The sequence below is a fragment of the Roseateles asaccharophilus genome, assembly GCF_031458115.1.
Classification (GTDB): domain Bacteria; phylum Pseudomonadota; class Gammaproteobacteria; order Burkholderiales; family Burkholderiaceae_C; genus Pelomonas; species Pelomonas asaccharophilus_A.
Window position 1 is genome coordinate 17,549 of record NZ_JAVDXV010000015.1, and the last position, 17,738, is coordinate 35,286.

The window sequence follows — 17,738 nt, forward strand, 5'->3', positions numbered from 1 at the left end:
AAAAGGCCGAGCGCCTACTTTGCAGCAAGCCGGGTATGGCCCGCCTACGTCAACGCCCTGACGTCGCCGGCGGGGCATCCTTCAGATCTTGAAGTCGTCGTAGGCAACGTGATCGTCCTGCACGCCCAGCCTCTTCAACAGGGTGCGCGTCGCTTGCAACATCGCCGGCGGGCCACAGAGGTAGAAGTCACAGGCCTGCAGATCACCGTGTGTTTGCAGAAGGCCCGTGTGAACAGCCTCGTGTACCAAGCCCGACAGCCGCTCGCCGCCACGCTCTTCCGACAGCACCAGGTGCCAGCTGAAGTTGGCGAAGCGCTGAGCTAACGCCTCCATCTCATCGACGTAAGGGGCGTCGGCTGCCGTGCGCGACCCGTACCAGAAGTGGATGCGTTCCGTGGCACCTGACTCCAGCAGATCGCGCACCATCGCCCGCAGAGGGGCCATGCCGGCGCCACCGCCGATGAAGATCTTCTGCCGTTCGCCCGGCCGGATGGCGAAGTCGCCGAACGGCCCGCTGTACTTCACCTTGTCACCCGGCTTGAGCCCAAAGACATAGGCCGACCCCTTGCCCGGCGGATGGTTCTTGCCACCCTGCTTGCCATGGCAGAAGCGCACCAGCAGCGTCAGGCGCCCATCCGTCTGCTCGACCGGAGCCGACAGCGAGTAGGACCGGCGCAGCAACGAGCCGCTGGACCATTGCGTCGGCAGGTGCAGCCCCGCCCAAGCCGAACGGTGAGGCTCGGGCGTGTCGATCTCGTGTTTGCCCATCTTGTAGGCAGGCACATGGATCTGGATGAACGACCCGGGGCGGTGGTCCGGCCCCGGCCTGTCCTTGGGCAGCAGCACCACCTCACGCAGGAACGGCGACAGGGCGCGGACGCTCTCGACCTCCGCTTCGTGCAGCGCGCCGAGCTCGACCCCGCCACGGACCTCGATGTCGAGGTTGCGGTCCAGTGCCAGATTGCAGGCCAGGCGGCAGCCGGCCTCGATCTTCGCCGCGGGAAGCAGTGCCCGGTCGGCGCTGGTGGCGGGCGGCGCCGAGCCCCGCACGCGGACCTCGCACAGGCCGCAGCTCTGCCCGCCGCCGCAGTTGGACGGCAGCTGCAGCCCCTGCTGTGCCATGGCCACGTAGACGGTGTCGCCCGTGTGGGCGCGCAAGCTTCGCAGTCGGCTGCCATCGGGTGCGTGAACCATCAGCGAGCGCGTGCCGCGCCAGCGCTTGGGGATGAACTCCGCGAGGCTGAAGCTCGTGAACAGGAGCCAGAAGCCGCTCAGCGCCAACCAGAAGCCGCCGACCGCTGCACTGACCACCAAGGCATTGTTGAAGTCCTGGCGGCCGCTGTAGTCCATGATGTGCAGCATCCAGAAAATGTCGAACAGGCGCCAGGTGCTGTTGCGATGCTCGAGGACATCACCGTGCTGCGACAGGTAGACCGTGGTCTCTTCAGCATCGGAGAAATCGACGCGCCAGACCTTGCCCTCGTGCGCGCGGGTTTCCAGTGAGCGCTCGACGAGCTCCGCGACTTTCGGCGTGCCGGGTCCATGGTAGGACGCCACCGCCAGGCGCTGGGCCAGCGCCGCATCGAGCTCGACGCGCTGGCCGGTTCTGGCGTCGACAAGACGTGACGCTTTTTCCTCCTTCAACCGGTACACGGCCCGGTCGAGCAGCCAACCCGTCGAGATGCTCTGCACCGGCGCGGACTTGGCGACGATGCCGCTCACCGGCAAGGCATCGGCTGGCCAGGGCTTCTTGGCCGCCGGCGCAGCGCGGAATTCGCGCCCTCGCACCTTCTCGGCATCCAGGAAACTCATCATGAAACCGCTGCTCATCCACAGCACCAGCTGAAGGCCGATCAGCAGGCCGATCCACTTGTGAATCTTGCGCATCCAGGGCGTCATGCTTGGGCCCTCCGGCGGAAGCTGTAGAACACCAGCCAGGCGCCGCTCAGTGCGAACAGCACGCCGACCCCGGAAGCGACCCTCAGCAGGGTGTTGTTGACGTCGCTGCGCGCGTCGTAGTCCATGATGTGCAACATCCAGAGGAAGTCGAACCAGCGCCACAGCTCATGGCGCCTGGCCAGCAGGTCACCGGTGTCAGGCGAGAAGTACAGCGTCGAGTTGGCGCTGTCATCGAAGCGCACGGCCCACATCGGCACCGGCCTCTTGCCCACTTCCTGGGGCGCCTGGGTGATCCAGGTGACCTCGCGGATCTCCGCCTCGCCTTGGTAGATGTCCTTGGCGCGCGCCACGATCTGTTCGCGAGGCAATGGGCTCAGCAGCGCGCCCGTGCGCGCGTCCACCAGGCTGGTCATGCCGCCAGCGCGAAGTTCGTAGACCTCCTGACCGAGGAACTTCTTGAGCTTCAGGGATTCGAAGCCCGGACGGATCTGCGCCAGTTGCTCGACGTCGAGCCGTTCACTGCCGCCATCCAGCGGGGCGTCTGCGACATGCGCGAGATGGTCGCCGTGGATCACGTCGATCGAGATCGCCGTCATGTAGAGGCCGCTGAGCATCCAGAGCAAGGCCTGGACGCCGATGACGAGGCCGATCCATTTGTGGGCTCGGCGCACCCAGAAGGGTAGGTTCATAAGATTTGTCTCACTGCTTTTGATGCGCGAAGGGCACCGCAGGCTGGACCTGCGGTGCCGCCGGACTTACCAGCGATAGCCGGCGCGGACGTGCCAGCGTCGCCCCTGCAGGTCGTACGTCATCGTGTCGGTGTTCGCGTCGGTATAGGACTTGACGAACGGCGCCTTCTTGTCGAAGAGGTTGTCGACGCCGACGGCCAGGTCCAGCTGCTTGCTGTAGGCGAACTTCAGCTGCGCCGAGTGGTAGGTCACCGCCTGCGCCCGGGCGCCGATGTCGGTCGGCGCCGCATTGATGTCATCAGCCGCGCCGATGTACTGCATCGTGTAGGCACCCGACCACGGCCCCTTGGCCACCGTCAACGACGTGAGCGAACGCCACTGGGTGTAGCTGCCGCGGCCGCCGGTGGTCTTGCCGGTGTAGTCGATGGCATCGGCGCTGGGGAACGGCCGCACCTGGTAGTTCTTCAGGTGCGAGACCTCGGCACTGAGGGTCGTCGTGAAGCCAGCCACGTTGAACTCGTACAGCCCGCCGACATCAAAGCCGGAGATCTTCTCGTCGGCCGCATTGACCGGTTGCGACGACAGGAAGTCGATCTCGCCGGTGGTCTTGTTCCGCGTGAAGCTGGCCGGGCTGCAGAAGATGTGCGTCAGGCCCGGCGTGTTGTAGCAGGTGGCCAGCTTGGTGGAGCCGGCCACGCTCTGGATCGCGTTGGTGACCTTGATGTTGTAGTAGTCGAACGTCAGGGTCAGCGTCTTCATCGGTGACCACACCACGCCGGCCGTCATCGTCTTGGCATCCTCGGGCTCAAGCTTGGGGTTGCCGCCGACCGTCGTCAGGATGGTGTTGCCCAGCTGCCTGAAACCCGCAGGCACGCCTGCGGCCCTGCAGTTCTGCGAGACGACCGACGTCGTAGGCAGCGCGCTCCAGTTGCTGCAGGGGTCGGTGGTGGTCAGGTTGCCTTCGGAGACGCCACCGTACAGCTCGGGAATGTTCGGCACGCGGAAAGCAGATGACACATTGCTTCTGAACTTTAGGCTCGGCATCACCTGCCAGTCCAGGCCGGCCTTGTAGGTGCTCTTGGAACCGAACAGGCTGTAGTCGGAGTACCGCGCCGCCGTGTTGAACTGCAGGGACTCCACAAACGGGAGCCGCTTGAGCAGCGGCACAGCCAGCTCCGCATAGACCTCGCGGGCGGTGTACGAGCCCGCGATGGGGTCCTGGCGGTTGGTGTTGGCGACGCCGATGACGGTGAGGTTGTCCGGGTCGCGCCACCCGCTCTCCCTGCGCGCTTCCGCGCCGGCGGCGAAGCCGACAGGGCCCGCCGGCAGCATGAACAGTTCGCCGCTGATGTTGGCGCTCAGGCTTTTCTGGTCGTTGCCACCCGTGTCGCGGGTGTTGGTGAGGATGTAGCGCAGCACCTCGGGGGTCAGATTGCCGTAGCCGAGGTAGTTGCCGCAGGGGATGGCGGCACCGGCCGTTGTTGCGCACTTGGTGCGATCGAGGGTCTGATCCACGCGGTCCAGGTTGGCCACGTTGCTCGTGCCGTCCACGCCCGTGTTGCGGCCCCAGTTCACGGCGGCCGACCAGTCCCAGTTGTTGCCGATGCTGCCCTTGACGCCAGCCACCACGCGGAAGATGTTGGACTCCTGCGAGAACGTCCGGGTACCGCCTTCTTCAAGGCGGCGCCGCTCAAGGACCAGGGATTGCCCGGTCGGGTTGGTCGGATGGTTGGCCGCGATGTTGATGGGGCGGTAGACGCCCAGGGAGCCGGGCGTTGCCAACTGGTTCGACTCGCGATGCGAGAACAGCATCTCGGTGAACAGCTGGGTGTCCGATGTCAGGTTCACCGTCCCGAATGCACTCAGACCCAGCCGCTTGATCGGGTTCACCGCGTTCAGCGCTGGATTGCTGTTGTAGTTGTGCTTGGCCGCCGAGTAGGTCTCGTAGGCGCTCGGATTGCCACCGGCCGTCTGGTTGAAGTTGACGCGCTGGCCGTCCGCCAAGCGGGCCCGCCCGCCGATGGTGGCCGAGCTGCCGACGCATTCGAGCTTGCCGTTCACCTCGCCAAGGCCACAGGGGGCGCGCGAGGCCATGTTGATGGCGCCGCTCTCGGAATAGTTGATGCCGGTGACGAGGGAGCCGGCAGAGCCCTGCAACCCCCACGACAGATCGACGGCCTTCTCATCGCCATCTCCACGCGTGGTCTCGCCATAGCGCACGGACGCTTCCACGCCCTTCAGGCCGGTCTTGGTGATGATGTTGACCACGCCGGCCACCGCATCGGCGCCGTAGATCGCGGAGGCGCCGTCTTTGAGCACCTCGATGCGCTCGATCATCGCGACCGGAATCATGTTCAGGTCGACCGAGCTGTTGGCGCCGGTGCCGCCATTGACGACGCGGCGGCCGTTCAGCAGAACCAGGGTGCGGTTGATGCCCAGGCCGCGGAGGTTGACCTGGGTCGTGCCGTAGCCGTTGCCGGTCCAGTAGGCGCTGGTCTGGTTGCCGGCGGTGCCGGCTGAAGCTGGCAGGCGTTGGAGCAGGGTTTCAGCGGAGATCGCACCCGTGCGCTGGATGGTCTCGGCGTCGATCATGGTGACCGGGCCGACCCCGGACAGCTGAGCCTGCTTCAGGTTGATGCGGCTGCCCGTGATCTGGACCTTCTCAAGGGAAGTGGTTTGCGCTGAATTTGCCGTGGCCGGAACCTCTTGCGCGAGTGCGTTGTTGACGAGGAGCAGGACAGCTGCGGCGACGGCCGTCTGGGCGGTATTCATAGTCATCATGTACATCCTTTGCAGTCCTTGCGCGTCTTGGACGCAGGCAAGCACCGTCGAACCAATCGTGTGTTGGCGAGCACATGGTGAATGACGAGGAAGGGGCGCTTTGCTATGACCAGGCAAAAGCTAGCCCGGCACCCATCCGACCATGCGACTCAGCCAGTCCCTGGCCTGACCCGCGGCCGCGCCGGAGCGCGCCTGAGCCGGCGTTGGCGCTGAGTCAGCTGGCTCGAGGAGGTCGTTCCTGTCCGGCCAGCAGGAACTCTGCGCGCTCGACGGACTCGGGAAGGTGCGATGACGTGAAGGGTACGGGGGCCATCGCCACGCCCGCACGGGCGGCAATCGAGGCACAGGAACCGCATCCGGCGCAGTGGCTGCATGGCGTCAGGTCGCAGCAGTGGTCGGCCGGCTGATTGACCGCCTGCTCAGCCTTGACGCGCGGGACTGCGGTTGCCTTGGCGGCTTTGGCGTGGAGCGCGGTGGCCCCGTGCTTCGCCATGCCCTTGCTCTCGACGGCCACTCGGCGCGCGTCCCCGGCGGCCGGCGCACTGATCGTCACCGACGCGACGACTGCCGTCGCCGGGACCAGCACGGCAAGCACAACCAGGAGCCAAAAGGCGATGAGCTTCATTTCTGCTGCATTGCACCAAGCGATCATTCCGGCGTCTACCTAGGGAGTACCCGTCGGTATGTAGCCCCCAGCACGAGCGTGCGAAAGGACGTTACCGGCTGAAGCCGAAAGGCTGCGCCTTCTCGGAGGCCATTTCTGCGCAGCGTCCTCCGCCTGAACGCTACTCAGCTGGGCTTAAGGACTGAAAATTCAGTCATTGACGCCAGAAATCGGCTTTAGTGGTTGAAAATTCAAACATTGCCTACTGCCGGCCGGCACCTTGTCCGTAGGCGAGGCAGCGAGCGGCGCGCTTGACCGCCAGCTGACTGACATCAAGTAGCTACTCGACTCGAAGTAGGTACTTTCGACGTGCCTACGCGACGACGCAGGCGGCGATCCGAGCCAGCAGCAGCTCTACAAGCTCTTGCCCTCCCGGCCGAGTCAGCGTGTCGATAGGCAACTCACGCAGCGTGAAGGCAGGCTGAATCAGCCACTCGGCGAGCCACGGCTCATCGCCGTCGACCATGGGCGCCGCCACGGTCAGCAGACGACTGTATGCCGGTGTTTCGGCGAACTGCTCCAGTCGGTACAGCAGTTCGCGTTGCCCGGCGATGAATGCAGCGACGCTGGCGGAAATGGTCATTGGCTCCCCTCGTTGAGGTCGCAACTGAACGTTGAAGTCGCAACTTGACATCAATCGATGTCCAACTGGCCCCAGGCGAACACGCTGACGTCCACTGCGTCCCCCAGGCCCAGCCTGACCGCGCCGCCTTGGAGCAGGTCGCGCTCGAAGTCCCGCTCCTCTGCCGGGCCCATCAGTGCGTACTGGCGCCCCGACGAGGTGGTCACGATCCTGGCTTGCTCGTCCACCGCCGTGATCGCCGACGTGACGCGTACGGTGCCGCGTTCTTCGGTCAGATCCCTGAGGGTCACCAGATGCAGCGACCCCGCCGGTGTCCGGATCAGCCGCCAGGAGTACACCTCCATGAACGGCTGCGCCTCGACCGGCGGCGCGTCTCTCTCGTTCAAGAAGGTGATGGCGGCGTCGCCCGGCCCGCTCGCGCTCACGCCCCGGCTTTGCGCGCGCTGGCCCGGCGACTGCGGCGGTTGCCCGCAGGCGGCGTCTTGCGCTTGCCATGCGGCCGGCGCGGCGGCCTGGCGGGCGCCACGCGCAGCACCAGGTCCTTCTTGATTGGCTCCACGTGCTCCGGCACCAGACCGCAGTCGAACTCTTGACCGGCGGCGTCGAGCAGCAGCACGCTCTGCCCGGCGTCCGACGTGCACATCCACACTTCCCGGACCTCGCGCGACGACCATTGGCCGTTGGGGGACGCCCAGGCCGGCATCATGCAGACGATCCCCAGGATGCAATCGGCATCGAGCCCACGCAGCACTTCGGCCAGGTCATAGTCCCAGGCGATGCAAATGGTGCGGGTCATGCTGCAGTCGCGGATGTCGGCATCGAGGACCTCCACCGACAGCAGGAACCAGGGAGCGTGCAAGGTCAACTCGACCATGCGCCAGTGCTGGGAGCCGGGCTGCTCCAGGCCAGGCGGAAACGGGAACTCGTACTGCGGCTGTGACACGAACATTGGTTGCGAGGCTGCGAACAGCTGGAGGTCCAGCGGCCTGATTGTTGAACTCCAATCAATTGTTCGGGCCTGCCGGCCATATCAAAATTCTTGATATGGCGCCGGCTCGGATACGGTGCGAGGCTGAGAACCATCGCGTCCATGTCCAAAGCCCTGCACAGTCGCCACAACAAGATCTTCCTGGACAAGTTGCGCAAGCTGCGAGAGTCCCGCCAGCTGCGCCAAGCCGACCTTTGCAAGTTGCTCGGCCGAAGCCAGGGCTGGGTCAGCTACGTCGAATCCGGCCAAACAACCCTGCACATCATCGAGCTGCGGCAATGGCTTGCCGCGCTGGGTGTCGAGTTCCTGGAGTTCCTCAACGAGCTGGATGCGGAGCTGCGGCTGCTCGAAGCCATGCGCCTTCGGGCCAAGCCTCCCCACCGGCTCGCGCGCAGCGCGCTGAGCCAGCTCGTGCAGGCAGGCCTCTCGATGGATCCGGTCTCGGCCGCGCCTGTGCCTGCGGCCAAGCCCGCCAAACGACAGGTGCGTCGATGACGACGCCGGACGAGAGAAGGCGCAACCTGATCTGGGGACGGGAGGCGTTGGAAGAGCTGTCGGCGGACGCGACATTGCGCCAACACTGGCGTGACGAGTCGGCCGAGTTGCTCGGCCGCTACCCGTCAGTGGCCGCGCTCAAGGACTGCAGCGATCCCGGCTTGGAGCCGCTCCAGATCCAGTACGCCCAGGTGTTGTCAGCCAGCAAGGATCTGTTTCAGCGCATGCGCGCCAGCCCGGCCTGCTCAGAACAGCGCAGGTACAGCTTGCTGGTGATCCTGCGGCACTTCTACTGAAGGGCGCGTGCTTCCAAGCGCCGGCCGAACTCCTCGAGCGTCGATCCACAGGCGAAGGCCCAGCGCTGCAGCTCCAACACGCCCACGCGCCGGGTGCCAGCTTCGCCGCGCGTCACAGCGCTCTCCTTGACGCCCAGGCGCTCGGCCAACTGCAGTGGGCTCAGTCCGGCCTGCGTGCGCATCCGGATCAGCTCCTGGAGAAATGCGGCGTGGGCCGGGCTCGACCCCGCCCGGGTGGTCACCCCGCAGGCCGGCGGCGGTCACGCCGGCCGAGGCGCAGATCTTCGAAGGAGGCAATTTCTTCCTTCACGCCAGCGAGCAGGCGTTCGACCTCGGCTGACGACCCTTTGCCACAAAACGCCAGCGTGAGCAGTGTCAACGGATGAGTGCCCATGACCTGGGCCAACTGGACGATCTTGGACAGCGTGGGATCCGCGCCGTCGTTCTCCAGACGGCTGATGTACGTCCGCCCGGACACCTCGTAGAAGTCTTCCTGGGAGAGGTCGCGCTCCAGCCTCACGGCGCGCAGCGCCTTGGCGAAGTTGGGAGCGGAAGCCTTGGTACTCATTGCGGGCGTCAATCGGCCCGCATTGGCTCATTACGTACCTTAAAGGACTACACCTGATAAGGTGCGTTCGCTGGGCTTCGCCGGGCAGCGAGCCACGCCCGGACGGCATGGCAGGCACCGTAGCAGCCGGCCAGTAGGCGGCCACTGGCAACTCTGGCAGGTTGTGCCAGACGATCGACCCGGCCGACCCGCAGGCCCCTCGGGTGGAGTTGGTCTGCGACCTCTACGGCGTGCCTTGGCTGGTGGCGCTGCTGAGCAACGACGTCCTTGGCCAAACGGCGCATGCCGGCCCGTCTGCAGGGCTTGCGCAGTGTCTACGGAAGCGTCGCCGCGGGCAGATCCTGCCCGGGTTGGCAACGCCGACGGCCGCCACGCTGCCCCGCCCCGCCCGGGGTGTCGATCAGGCTGCACTGCAGTTGGGCCAGCGCATCATGTGCACGGTCACGAAACGATGGAGTTTCTTCCTGTCGGCGACCACTTCCGAACGACCCACCGACAGCCTGCCCGCCTAGGTCAGCAACGCCGTCAGCTCGATACCGATGTCCGTTCGTGTGCGCGCGACGAAGGCCAATGCCGGTACGAGGACATCCTTGAAGGTCACCTGAGGATAGGGCGTACCCCTGCGCTCGAACTCGCCGAAGAAAAAGAGCAGCGGGTCAGCGCGCGTCCCGGTCTGGTCCTGGCTGATCCACGGCCGCACGATGGCGCTGTGCTTGGCCTTGTTGGACAGCGCGTCGACATGCGCAAAGCTGTTGTCAGTCTGAAGGCTCTGCAGTAGCGACATGACCTTCGCATACTTGGGGTCGTGTCCAAGTCGGGTCACTGTCTTTTGCAGGCTCAGTTGATGCTCATCCAGCGCGGCTCCGATCGTGTCGAGGTTGAGGCACCGGTAGACCATGGCGGAGAGCAAGTCTTCCAATGCGTGGATGGATTGCACACAGGCCACGGCATGGGCGCCGACACGATCCATGAATTCGTAGTAGTCGTGCTCTTCCTGTTCGTCATCGGCGCCGTGCGATACCTCGAACAGATGCCGGTCGCCCAGCTTCGTCTGAAAGGCGTTGAGTTCAGCTTCGATCGTCGCGTAGTGGAAAGCGGCGTACCGGACGCGCTGGTTGACGGAGCTGACGCACACGTAGGCAGCGTCACGCTGCTTGCGGCCGAACTGCTTCTGGACAAGGTCCAGGGTGGCTTGTGTATCCCAGATCATGTCGACCGCCCCCTCAGCGTTGAATGGGCATGCGCCGGTTCGTGGCGCTGATGTCCCGCAGCTTGCCGGATATGCGCAACGCGCTGAAGGCAGATCCTCCGGCTAGGGACTCAGCGTCGCCTCGTCGGCCCGTTCAGCCAGCATGCTGATCAGCCCGACGTACTGCAAGGCTCGGCCTTCAGAACCTGTGGGAAATGCGTGGCCGCCTGGATTGCGAAGCGCCATGATGACGCCCTCATAGAGGTGCATCATCCCCTCCTGCTCATCCCCGTCGGTGGGGCTGGCCTGCGCGTTGAAGCGAAGGATAGGCGTGTTCTTTGAGAATACATGGCGCATGAGCGGCACGCCGTCCAGGTCATGCCGGCCAGACCGGTCCTTGACGTGGAGGATCAGGGCCTTGCAGGCCGCAAAGACGGCCTCCCAAGGGTGACCATTCACCACCAGATCACCGACGGCAGCGGCGATCTTTGGATGCAAAGCGGGGGAAGGGACGACGGTGCGGTTGGCCAGCAGCCGCAGCTTGCGCTGCAGGCGTTGGATGAGTTCGCTCGCCACCGCCACCATGTGATCGCGGCCGCGTATCCGCGCTTGGTGAAGCTCGTGGGGAGTGATGCCAACACGCAGGGGGCCGCCAAACATTTCCAGCGTGCCGTACTCGCGGTACTCCTGCGAGTTGCTGCCGAAGATCTCGCTGATGGCGTTGCGGAAGCTTGAGACCACAACCTTGAGCCGGACACCGTCCTTTTGCATCTCGGCATCGAGGCTCTTGTGCTGCAGCACCTCGATCTGCTCCATCAACAAGCTGATGCCCTCGTTGAGCTGCTGCTCAGTTCGCGCCCCATCGGTCGTCATGGCTCTCCCCTGGATTTTTGTTTGCATGCCGCGCGGCGATGCACGCGAATGGTCGCCGATTCCGGGCCTGCCATGGACAGACGTGGGGGTTTCGGGGCGTGCGTGCGCTTCCGGCTCGGCCGCAATGGCCTTTTCGGGGCTCGAAGGGCGACATGGTCAAGGACCTGCTGGCGCGAATCGGCCAGTCCACGCCCGGCGGCAAAGTCAAGGGGAAAGCCGCGACGGCCAGCTGATTGCTCTGAGGCCTATCGCTGCGGCCGCAACGTCAGAAGCAGCAAAGCTGCGAATCCTGCTGGAAAACCTTCGGGCGTTGATGAACCCCGAAAAGTACTACGCAGGCTTTGCCAGCACGGCCTGAAGTTGGCCCGCCAGTTCGATATACGACCTGGCGGCCTCTGCATCTGGCGCGAGGCCGACCATATGCGCGACATCGTTGCGAAGTCGCCTGAGTTCGTGGAAGAGCGTCACCTGGCTTTGGTCGATCCTGCCATCCTTTACCAGGGCCTCAGCAAGCTTCGCGGACGGTATGTAGCTTGGGCCGGCGGTCTTCGAGGACGGTTTTGAAAGCGCCGCACGCGCGGCGTCCTCCAGCCGCACCCACGCCTCCAACACTGCTGAGCGCGGGTGCACTTCGGCCAACTGCTGCAACACGCTGTCGAAGTACGGACTCTTGATACCTGGTGTGGTTGCATCCTGCGCCGGCGTCGTCTCCTTGAGCACTGCCATCTCGCGGCCGAACTCCGCTTCAAGTGGCCCGGCCTTGAACTTCTTCATCAACGGAAGCAGTTTCCCGATCTCATTGCGAAGCAGGACAACCAGCACGACAGCGGCTATGGGCCACGCCAAGTGCTCAACCAGTTTGGCAATGAAGGTTAGACAGTCCATCAGGTCTTCGAGGTAGGGAGTGGAACTTGCACATTCGGCTCTGATGCCATCATCGCTGTATCGATCGTCGGGTGGCGCCTCTAGCGTGGCATGTTGGCCAACAACTGTTGGAAGATCAGGCCGGCATCGCGCGGCAAGAACTCCTCGACAGGGTGGGCCTTCACCGTCGGTTGCCCATCACCGAATTCGAACTGCGATATGTTCAGCCCCGTCCATACCAAGGCTAAGTCCTTGTCACTTGTGCACAGCATGGGATGCTCGTTCGGTACCAGCCCAAGCAGGCTTGCAAAGTGCTTCAGGCTGCGAAGGTCAGCCATCGCGTTAAACGCATCCCGACGGCCGTAGCTGGGCTCGGTTAACTTCAGGGCTCGCTTGGCTGAATTGCGTCCCTTGTTGACCGCAGCGGCGCTGACGGCGCAGATCACAGCCATATCGGTGACGGCGAGCCCACAGCGGAGCGCCGTCGAGACGATCTCCCTGAGCACCCACGGCAGGCGATCACGACTGACCTGGTGTCGCAACAGCGGCGCTATGGCGAGAAGGAACTGGATGGTGCGCTCTGAGGCGGTTTGATGCTGCTCAGCGAACGCGATGACCGCCTCCACCATGTCGGGGGCGTCGCCGATGACGATGGCTTTCGGTAGAAGCTGGCGCAGGTGAGCAACATGCTCCTCCATCTGTGCCTGAATTTCGACCCTCGACGGGAACTCGCGCTGGTTGCCTTCTAGTGCCAACAGGACCGGGTTCACTTTCACGCCCGGGTCATCAAGCCAGTCCACAAAATCACGGCCGACCTTGCCACGTCCGTTCGGCTTGAATCGCCCCTTCAGGTCCGTCAGCGTGCAGCGGTCAATCATGATGACGCTGCCCGCTTCGAGGGCTAGGCCGGCGGGCAGCCAGCCTCCTCTGACCAAGCCAACGTGCCGAACGGTCAAGTCCGTGCTGACGGTGGTGTCCCATGTGGCGCTCTGGCCTTTCGGGATTCCCTCAATCGAGCTCTCGACGACCTCGGCGTCCGCCAGCCTCAGCGTGAGGGGAGAAGCCCGCCCCAGCGTTCTTTGGGCCAGGTCGGCGAATGCCATGGGCACCAGCTCGCGCCCCTGAACAATCACCTCTCTGCCGGTCTGTTGCCCTCCCGGAGCGGTTTCGGCGTAGCGAATCAATCTCATGCCATCAGAGCCCTTGAGACGATGGCGAAGTCACTCGTTCGCCGCAGGCTTCTTGACGGTCTTCTTCCGCCCCGCGACGGCCTTTTTGGCTGTCGTCGCGCCGCCTAGGAGTGCCTCGCAAGACAGGATCAGCTGCCGCCCATAGGCATTGGCAGCATCCCAGACCAACGCTTTTCGCGCGGCCAGCAGCATGTAGCCGGCATGGAAAACCGCGACAACGAGAACGACGGTCACGCGACGCCCGAAGTGCGTCGCAAGCGCCCATGTGTCGAGCCAAAGCAGCACTAAGCAGGCAACCACGACGATGGCGTTCAGGCCAAGTCCGAGCCATTTCAAGCCATACAAATTCCTGCGAAACCCGTACGCCACGTTCTCCCCAAAAACGAGGGGAAACTTCTTGGTGTCTCTGGTCTGTTCACGCAGCCACACGCCGCACTGGTCGTAAAACTTATCCGCCTGACCTTGGTTATCGTTTTCCTCTTCGCTCGTAGGCGCCTTGATGCCGAGTTTGTCGCCTAAAAAAAACCGATACCGCTCTTTTGAACCATCGTCGATCGTCGGATCGACGCGGCGAAAAAGGATGATCGACGGCATGCCACCAAACTCAGCATACATTTTCCGCTCGATCACTCTCCCGCGCGCCCGCGCGTAATCCGCTATAGCGACCAGCAGCACCACAATACCCAACGTCGCAATCGTATTGGACAGGTGGAACGATTTCCAAGAGATCAAGAGCGACAAAGCGGCCAGCGCTGGTGCACATGCAATGATCGCCGGGAAAAGCCGAGCACGCAACGAGTAGGCATCAAAGATTTTGAGTACGTCCATCATGGGGCTTCGACCTTGGTGGAGAACTCTTCCGGTGTCGCAGCAGCAGCTCCTGCATGGCCGCCACCCGCTGAATGGGAAAGCCATTTTGTACGGGTGGAATACACCTGAAATCCCCTCCGCATAAAGGCATTCTTCACCTGGCCTCGCGGATAGTCTGGCTTATTCGCTCCGATCGAACAGAATGCAGTTCCGATAAACGTACCCTGCGGCTGTCGTGGTCCTAGCCACCTGTCAAGGATCGGCGGGGTGACGTTGTGGCGGCTCCCGTGATGAGGCACCTGGACGAATTGCGGCCGATTGAGACCCAAAGCAGCCGCATAGTCTGCTGCCTCAGTGAGGCCTACTGGACCGACATCGGCGGTTAGCAAGATTCCTTTCCCGTCAAGTTCAGCGTACTGCACCACGCAGCTTTCGTTTGAAGCGGATGTCGACGTGTTCTCTGCAAGTGTTTCAACGTCCCAAGCTTCATCAAACCATTTTTTAGCCGCCTCAACAATGGATCTCAGTAAACCGAAGCTCTGGGAAGCAGCATTTTCAGCTCGATAAGAAGTTGGTGATTTCTCCATATCGGGAATGGAGTCAATGTATCGCGCCTTGGCAGGTGCAAGCACCCTGAACGCTCCGATGATGTCCCCCTGAAAAACCTCATGAATGACCGTGCCTTGGGCATTCGCAAGCTCTGCCAATTCCACCAGATAAGGATGACGACCTTTTATATCGTCGATCAGGCCTTGCAACGTGAAATTGCCATGAAAATGATGAAGAATTTGATGGGCATACAGCCAGGGGCGATTCATCCAAAGGTGTTTGACCGCAACCTTTTTCATTACGCCGATCAAGCCGCATGCGTGATCGTTATCCGCATGAGACACAACCATATGGTTTATGAAGAACGTTGGGTAGTATTTCTGCAGGTGTTCAAGGATTGTGTCTGCAGTATCCGTGCGCCCACCGTCTACAATATGCAAAAACGATCCGGATTCATCTCCATATCGGATAACGATCGCATCACCATAGCTATCGCCAACGGGTAGAAAATCCACTTCATATGACAAGGCCGCCTCCCAGCGTTCTGTAGCCGATACATCTTGCTACAGCACCAATGCTCTGTCGATAAGGCAAACACACGACTGCCAGTTGTTGCAGCGAAACCGGCGCGTGATCGGCCAGCGCGCGTGCCCAGCCGGAACGACTCCAAGCACGCCGCTGCGGGCTGCGACGATCCCCTGCAGCCTGCGCGTTCTTTAACGGAGCATGGCAAAGTACCCGGCTGCGGAGGGCTAAGGATGAAGCGAGTTCGAGTTGCGCCTGGCAAGTTTGTTGCCGTCCCCAACGACCTGGCGGAAAAGGCGCAGCGCATCTTCGAGCGGGGTCTGACACGTGACCAAGTCAGAGAGCTCTCCGCGACAGAACCAAAGGGCGCGACCGGTCTCCTCGCAGGCTCCCCAAAGCCGCTTGCGATCGCCAAGCCTTGGACCGGTACGGTGCTGAAAATGGGCGCGACAACCATCGCACCCAGCGCCCTTGAATCGCAGCCGAAGTAGCCCGCAAGGTGCATCGCGAGGCCCCCAACGTCGAAGACCTCTGCCGGGGCAGCCTCGGCACGCTTGATCCTGAGCTGCTCGATCGATTTTTCTACAGGGTCGACGCCCTGGCTGGCGTACGAACCTTTCGGCGATAGCCGTTCCTGCGGCCTGCACGCTGGGACACGGGTGATCGATATCCGCATGTCGAGCTGCTCGAAGCGGATCGGACACGCGCCCCTAATCAAGGAATTTTTCGGCTCTCGCTGCGGCGGACGCTCGACGGCTGAGCTGATCTGGCCAGGCAGCGTGCGGAGCACAATGTGGCATGGACATCCCAAGGAGCTTGCAAGTAGCTGACCGGAAACGACTTTAATGAATGTCCACACCAAACCATTCGGGGGTGCGGCAACAATGTCTAAAGACGCTCGTGCGCCCGCTTGAGAACCCGCTTCGGCGGTTTTTTTGTTGCCTGATCCGGCGCAAACCGGCTGACCCTGTCCCAGTTTCAGTACCGCTCGGAAGTAGAACTTTCCGGCTCCTCTGACATCGCCGCAGCCGCCTGCAGGCGGCTGCGGCGGGCGAATTCGGTTGGCGTGGACCAGTCCAACGCCGAGTGGGGGCGGTTCTCGTTGTAGTCCCGTCGCCAAGCCTCGATCTTGGCCCGCGCATCGTCCAGTGACAAGAACCAATGCTCGTTCAGGCACTCCTGGCGCAGTCGCCCGTTGAAGCTCTCGACCGTCGCGTTGTCCGTCGGTTTTCCTGGCCGGCTGAAGTCCAGTTCGACGCCCCGCTCGTACGCCCACTTGTCCATGGCCTTGGATATGAACTCGCTGCCGTTGTCGGTCTTGATGGTCTGCGGTAGCCCGCGGTGCAAGACGATGCTGCTGAGGACGCGCACAACGTCTTCGCCCTTCAAGCTCTGGCCCACGTCGATCGCTAAGCACTCGCGCGTGTACAGGTCCACCACGGTGAGCATGCGCAACTTGCGGCCGTCGAACAAGTTGTCGGCGACAAAGTCCATGCTCCAGATCTCGTTGATGGCATGTGCCAGCTGCTTGGGCTGCCTCAACTGGGCAGCCTTGTTCCGCTTCGGCCGCTTGAGGCGCAACGACAGCCCTTCGTCGCGGTAGAGGCGGTACACGCGCTTGACGTTGTCGGGGTGGCCTTCACGGCGCAGCAGCACGTGAACACGGCGATAGCCGTAGTGCACGCGCGTGCTGGTGATCTCCTTGATGCGCATGCGCAGCGCGGTCTCGTCCTTCTTGACCGGCTTGTAGAAGAAGCTGCCCGGCGACACGTTGGCCACGCGCATGGCGCTGCGCTGGCTGCAGCCGAACAACCGCATCAGTTCTGGCACCAGCTCTCGCCGCCGCGAAGGCCCTAGACTTTTTTTGCGACGATGTGCTGCAGCATCGCCTTGTCCAGGCTCAGGTCCGCGACGATCTGCTTGAGCTTGCGGTTCTCCTCCTCGAGCTGGCGCATGCGGCGCAGCTCCGACGGCCCGACCCCGGCGTACTTCTGGCGCCACTTGTAGAAGGTCGCGCTGCTGATGCCCATCTTGCGGCAGACCTCCTCGACGCTGATGCCCAGCTCAGCTTGCTTGAGCGCGTAGGCCATCTGCTCCTCGGTGAACTTGCTCTTCCTCATGGCATGAACTCCTGACCCCTTCCCGGGTCTCTTCATGCCGGTCCATTCTGTTACCGAACGGTACGGAAACCTGGGACAGGGTCAGCGCCAATGTTGTCCAAGCTCGAATCCCGTAGAAACCATAGATCACGCCTGATGAGTGACTTACCGTCGAAGAGTCTGAGCTAGCACCCATTTGGCATTCGATTTCACAGCGGGCACCGCTGTTTTCGATTCGCCAAAAGCAAAACCCCCACCAGTTTTCACTGATGGGGGTTGGCTTGAATAATAGCCTGACGATGACCTACTTTCACACGGGAATCCGCACTATCATCGGCGCTGACTCGTTTCACTGTCCTGTTCGGGATGGGAAGGAGTGGGACCAAGTCGCTATGGTCGTCAGGCTTGACTGGTTGGCTTGTTGACGGGGTCAACAAACCCAATTCGTAGAGTCAGCAGATTTGATCTGCACACTGCTTTCGCAGCGGAATCAGTATTTTGATTGCGTCTTCAGACTTCTGAAGAACAACATAACTTGAATACCCACCTTGATCGAACTGCTATGCAGTTGTCAAAGTTATAGGGTCAAGCCTCACGGGCAATTAGTACTGGTTAGCTTAACGCATTACTGCGCTTCCACACCCAGCCTATCAACGTCCTGGTCTCGAACGACCCT

19 protein-coding genes and 2 rRNA genes are annotated in these 17,738 nt (G+C 62.7%); 3 read left to right on the forward strand and 18 right to left on the reverse strand.

Annotation, left to right across the window (positions count from 1 at the left end; all coding sequences use genetic code 11):
- Positions 1 to 81 precede the first annotated feature (81 nt).
- The 7 genes from J2X21_RS26945 to J2X21_RS26975 form a co-directional block, all read right to left on the reverse strand.
- Positions 82 to 1,899, reverse strand: coding sequence for a 2Fe-2S iron-sulfur cluster-binding protein (locus J2X21_RS26945; RefSeq protein WP_310333240.1), 1,818 nt, complete (start codon positions 1,897 to 1,899; stop codon positions 82 to 84).
- Positions 1,896 to 2,588, reverse strand: coding sequence for a PepSY domain-containing protein (locus tag J2X21_RS26950; RefSeq protein WP_310333241.1), 693 nt, complete (start codon positions 2,586 to 2,588; stop codon positions 1,896 to 1,898). The genes J2X21_RS26945 and J2X21_RS26950 overlap by 4 nt, the downstream gene beginning before the upstream one ends.
- Positions 2,589 to 2,654: 66 nt before the next feature.
- Positions 2,655 to 5,366: a TonB-dependent receptor gene (locus tag J2X21_RS26955; RefSeq protein ID WP_310333243.1), complete on the reverse strand. Its 2,712-nt coding sequence runs from the start codon at positions 5,364 to 5,366 to the stop codon at positions 2,655 to 2,657.
- Between the two features lie 217 nt (positions 5,367 to 5,583).
- Complete coding sequence (locus tag J2X21_RS26960; protein ID WP_310333245.1) at positions 5,584 to 5,994, reverse strand: hypothetical protein; 411 nt, start codon at positions 5,992 to 5,994, stop codon at positions 5,584 to 5,586.
- A 352-nt stretch (positions 5,995 to 6,346) separates the two neighbouring features.
- On the reverse strand, positions 6,347 to 6,616 hold the full coding sequence (locus tag J2X21_RS26965) for an antitoxin Xre/MbcA/ParS toxin-binding domain-containing protein (protein ID WP_310333246.1): 270 nt from the start codon (positions 6,614 to 6,616) through the stop codon (positions 6,347 to 6,349).
- A 50-nt stretch (positions 6,617 to 6,666) separates the two neighbouring features.
- Positions 6,667 to 7,002 carry a hypothetical protein gene (locus J2X21_RS26970; RefSeq protein WP_310333247.1) on the reverse strand — a complete coding sequence of 112 codons (336 nt, stop codon included), beginning with the start codon at positions 7,000 to 7,002 and terminating at the stop codon, positions 6,667 to 6,669.
- A 35-nt stretch (positions 7,003 to 7,037) separates the two neighbouring features.
- Positions 7,038 to 7,490 (reverse strand): hypothetical protein, encoded by a 453-nt coding sequence (locus tag J2X21_RS26975; RefSeq protein WP_310333248.1) that lies wholly within the window; start codon positions 7,488 to 7,490, stop codon positions 7,038 to 7,040.
- A 216-nt stretch (positions 7,491 to 7,706) separates the two neighbouring features.
- Between J2X21_RS26975 and J2X21_RS26980 the strand changes: the two genes are divergently transcribed.
- Together J2X21_RS26980 and J2X21_RS26985 are read left to right on the forward strand one after the other, a co-directional pair.
- A complete protein-coding gene (locus J2X21_RS26980; protein WP_310333249.1) occupies positions 7,707 to 8,099 on the forward strand; it encodes a helix-turn-helix domain-containing protein in 393 nt (130 codons plus the stop codon).
- Positions 8,096 to 8,395, forward strand: a complete 300-nt coding sequence (locus J2X21_RS26985) for a BPSL0761 family protein (RefSeq protein WP_310333250.1) — start codon at positions 8,096 to 8,098, stop codon at positions 8,393 to 8,395. Before J2X21_RS26980 ends, J2X21_RS26985 begins: the two co-directional genes overlap by 4 nt.
- On the opposite strand, the gene J2X21_RS26990 is transcribed toward J2X21_RS26985, so the two are convergent.
- Positions 8,389 to 8,637: a helix-turn-helix domain-containing protein gene (locus tag J2X21_RS26990; RefSeq protein WP_310333251.1), complete on the reverse strand. Its 249-nt coding sequence runs from the start codon at positions 8,635 to 8,637 to the stop codon at positions 8,389 to 8,391. The genes J2X21_RS26985 and J2X21_RS26990 overlap by 7 nt on opposite strands.
- Entirely contained in the window at positions 8,634 to 8,963 is a 330-nt protein-coding gene (locus J2X21_RS26995) for a helix-turn-helix domain-containing protein (RefSeq protein ID WP_310333252.1), read from the reverse strand. Before J2X21_RS26995 ends, J2X21_RS26990 begins: the two co-directional genes overlap by 4 nt.
- A gap of 161 nt (positions 8,964 to 9,124) precedes the next feature.
- Between J2X21_RS26995 and J2X21_RS27000 the strand changes: the two genes are divergently transcribed.
- Positions 9,125 to 9,475 carry a hypothetical protein gene (locus J2X21_RS27000; RefSeq protein ID WP_310333253.1) on the forward strand — a complete coding sequence of 117 codons (351 nt, stop codon included), beginning with the start codon at positions 9,125 to 9,127 and terminating at the stop codon, positions 9,473 to 9,475.
- Here J2X21_RS27000 and J2X21_RS27005 read toward each other — a convergent pair.
- The 9 genes from J2X21_RS27005 to J2X21_RS27045 all read right to left on the reverse strand — a co-directional run.
- Complete coding sequence (locus J2X21_RS27005) at positions 9,472 to 10,173, reverse strand: hypothetical protein (protein ID WP_310333254.1); 702 nt, start codon at positions 10,171 to 10,173, stop codon at positions 9,472 to 9,474. The two genes, J2X21_RS27000 and J2X21_RS27005, sit on opposite strands and share 4 nt — an antisense overlap.
- A gap of 102 nt (positions 10,174 to 10,275) precedes the next feature.
- Positions 10,276 to 11,052: a TIGR02391 family protein gene (locus J2X21_RS27010; protein WP_310333255.1), complete on the reverse strand. Its 777-nt coding sequence runs from the start codon at positions 11,050 to 11,052 to the stop codon at positions 10,276 to 10,278.
- A 303-nt stretch (positions 11,053 to 11,355) separates the two neighbouring features.
- The gene (locus J2X21_RS27015) at positions 11,356 to 11,910 is read right to left on the reverse strand and encodes a hypothetical protein (protein WP_310333256.1); all 555 of its coding nucleotides are present in this window, start codon (positions 11,908 to 11,910) and stop codon (positions 11,356 to 11,358) included.
- A gap of 80 nt (positions 11,911 to 11,990) precedes the next feature.
- Positions 11,991 to 13,079 carry a hypothetical protein gene (locus J2X21_RS27020; protein WP_310333257.1) on the reverse strand — a complete coding sequence of 363 codons (1,089 nt, stop codon included), beginning with the start codon at positions 13,077 to 13,079 and terminating at the stop codon, positions 11,991 to 11,993.
- Between the two features lie 30 nt (positions 13,080 to 13,109).
- Positions 13,110 to 13,910, reverse strand: a complete 801-nt coding sequence (locus J2X21_RS27025) for a hypothetical protein (RefSeq protein ID WP_310333258.1) — start codon at positions 13,908 to 13,910, stop codon at positions 13,110 to 13,112.
- Positions 13,907 to 14,965, reverse strand: coding sequence for a ComEC/Rec2 family competence protein (locus J2X21_RS27030; RefSeq protein WP_310333259.1), 1,059 nt, complete (start codon positions 14,963 to 14,965; stop codon positions 13,907 to 13,909). The genes J2X21_RS27025 and J2X21_RS27030 overlap by 4 nt, the downstream gene beginning before the upstream one ends.
- A 976-nt stretch (positions 14,966 to 15,941) precedes the next feature.
- Positions 15,942 to 17,083, reverse strand: a protein-coding gene (locus tag J2X21_RS27035) for an IS3 family transposase (protein WP_310333261.1) whose coding sequence is annotated in 2 segments (ribosomal slippage) — positions 15,942 to 16,831 and positions 16,831 to 17,083 — 1,143 coding nt in all. Because the reading frame shifts where the segments join, the coding sequence is not laid out codon by codon here.
- A 270-nt stretch (positions 17,084 to 17,353) separates the two neighbouring features.
- Positions 17,354 to 17,466 (reverse strand): 5S ribosomal RNA (gene rrf / locus J2X21_RS27040).
- 177 nt (positions 17,467 to 17,643) lie between these two features.
- Positions 17,644 to 17,738 (reverse strand): 23S ribosomal RNA (locus J2X21_RS27045); the annotation flags it as partial.

Excerpts from the sequence above, each read along its gene's own strand:
- J2X21_RS26945 (WP_310333240.1), bottom strand. The coding sequence starts at position 1,899 with ATGACGCCCTGGATGCGCAAGATTCACAAGTGGATCGGCCTGCTGATC.
- J2X21_RS27015 (WP_310333256.1), bottom strand. The coding sequence starts at position 11,910 with ATGGACTGTCTAACCTTCATTGCCAAACTGGTTGAGCACTTGGCGTGG.
- J2X21_RS26995 (WP_310333252.1), bottom strand. The coding sequence starts at position 8,963 with ATGAGTACCAAGGCTTCCGCTCCCAACTTCGCCAAGGCGCTGCGCGCC.
- J2X21_RS27010 (WP_310333255.1), bottom strand. The coding sequence starts at position 11,052 with ATGCAAACAAAAATCCAGGGGAGAGCCATGACGACCGATGGGGCGCGA.
- J2X21_RS26955 (WP_310333243.1), bottom strand. The coding sequence starts at position 5,366 with ATGACTATGAATACCGCCCAGACGGCCGTCGCCGCAGCTGTCCTGCTC.
- J2X21_RS26960 (WP_310333245.1), bottom strand. The coding sequence starts at position 5,994 with ATGAAGCTCATCGCCTTTTGGCTCCTGGTTGTGCTTGCCGTGCTGGTC.
- J2X21_RS26950 (WP_310333241.1), bottom strand. The coding sequence starts at position 2,588 with ATGAACCTACCCTTCTGGGTGCGCCGAGCCCACAAATGGATCGGCCTC.
- J2X21_RS26965 (WP_310333246.1), bottom strand. The coding sequence starts at position 6,616 with ATGACCATTTCCGCCAGCGTCGCTGCATTCATCGCCGGGCAACGCGAA.
- J2X21_RS27005 (WP_310333254.1), bottom strand. The coding sequence starts at position 10,173 with ATGATCTGGGATACACAAGCCACCCTGGACCTTGTCCAGAAGCAGTTC.
- J2X21_RS26975 (WP_310333248.1), bottom strand. The coding sequence starts at position 7,490 with ATGGTCGAGTTGACCTTGCACGCTCCCTGGTTCCTGCTGTCGGTGGAG.
- J2X21_RS26985 (WP_310333250.1), top strand. The coding sequence starts at position 8,096 with ATGACGACGCCGGACGAGAGAAGGCGCAACCTGATCTGGGGACGGGAG.
- J2X21_RS27025 (WP_310333258.1), bottom strand. The coding sequence starts at position 13,910 with ATGATGGACGTACTCAAAATCTTTGATGCCTACTCGTTGCGTGCTCGG.
- J2X21_RS27020 (WP_310333257.1), bottom strand. The coding sequence starts at position 13,079 with ATGAGATTGATTCGCTACGCCGAAACCGCTCCGGGAGGGCAACAGACC.
- J2X21_RS26980 (WP_310333249.1), top strand. The coding sequence starts at position 7,707 with ATGTCCAAAGCCCTGCACAGTCGCCACAACAAGATCTTCCTGGACAAG.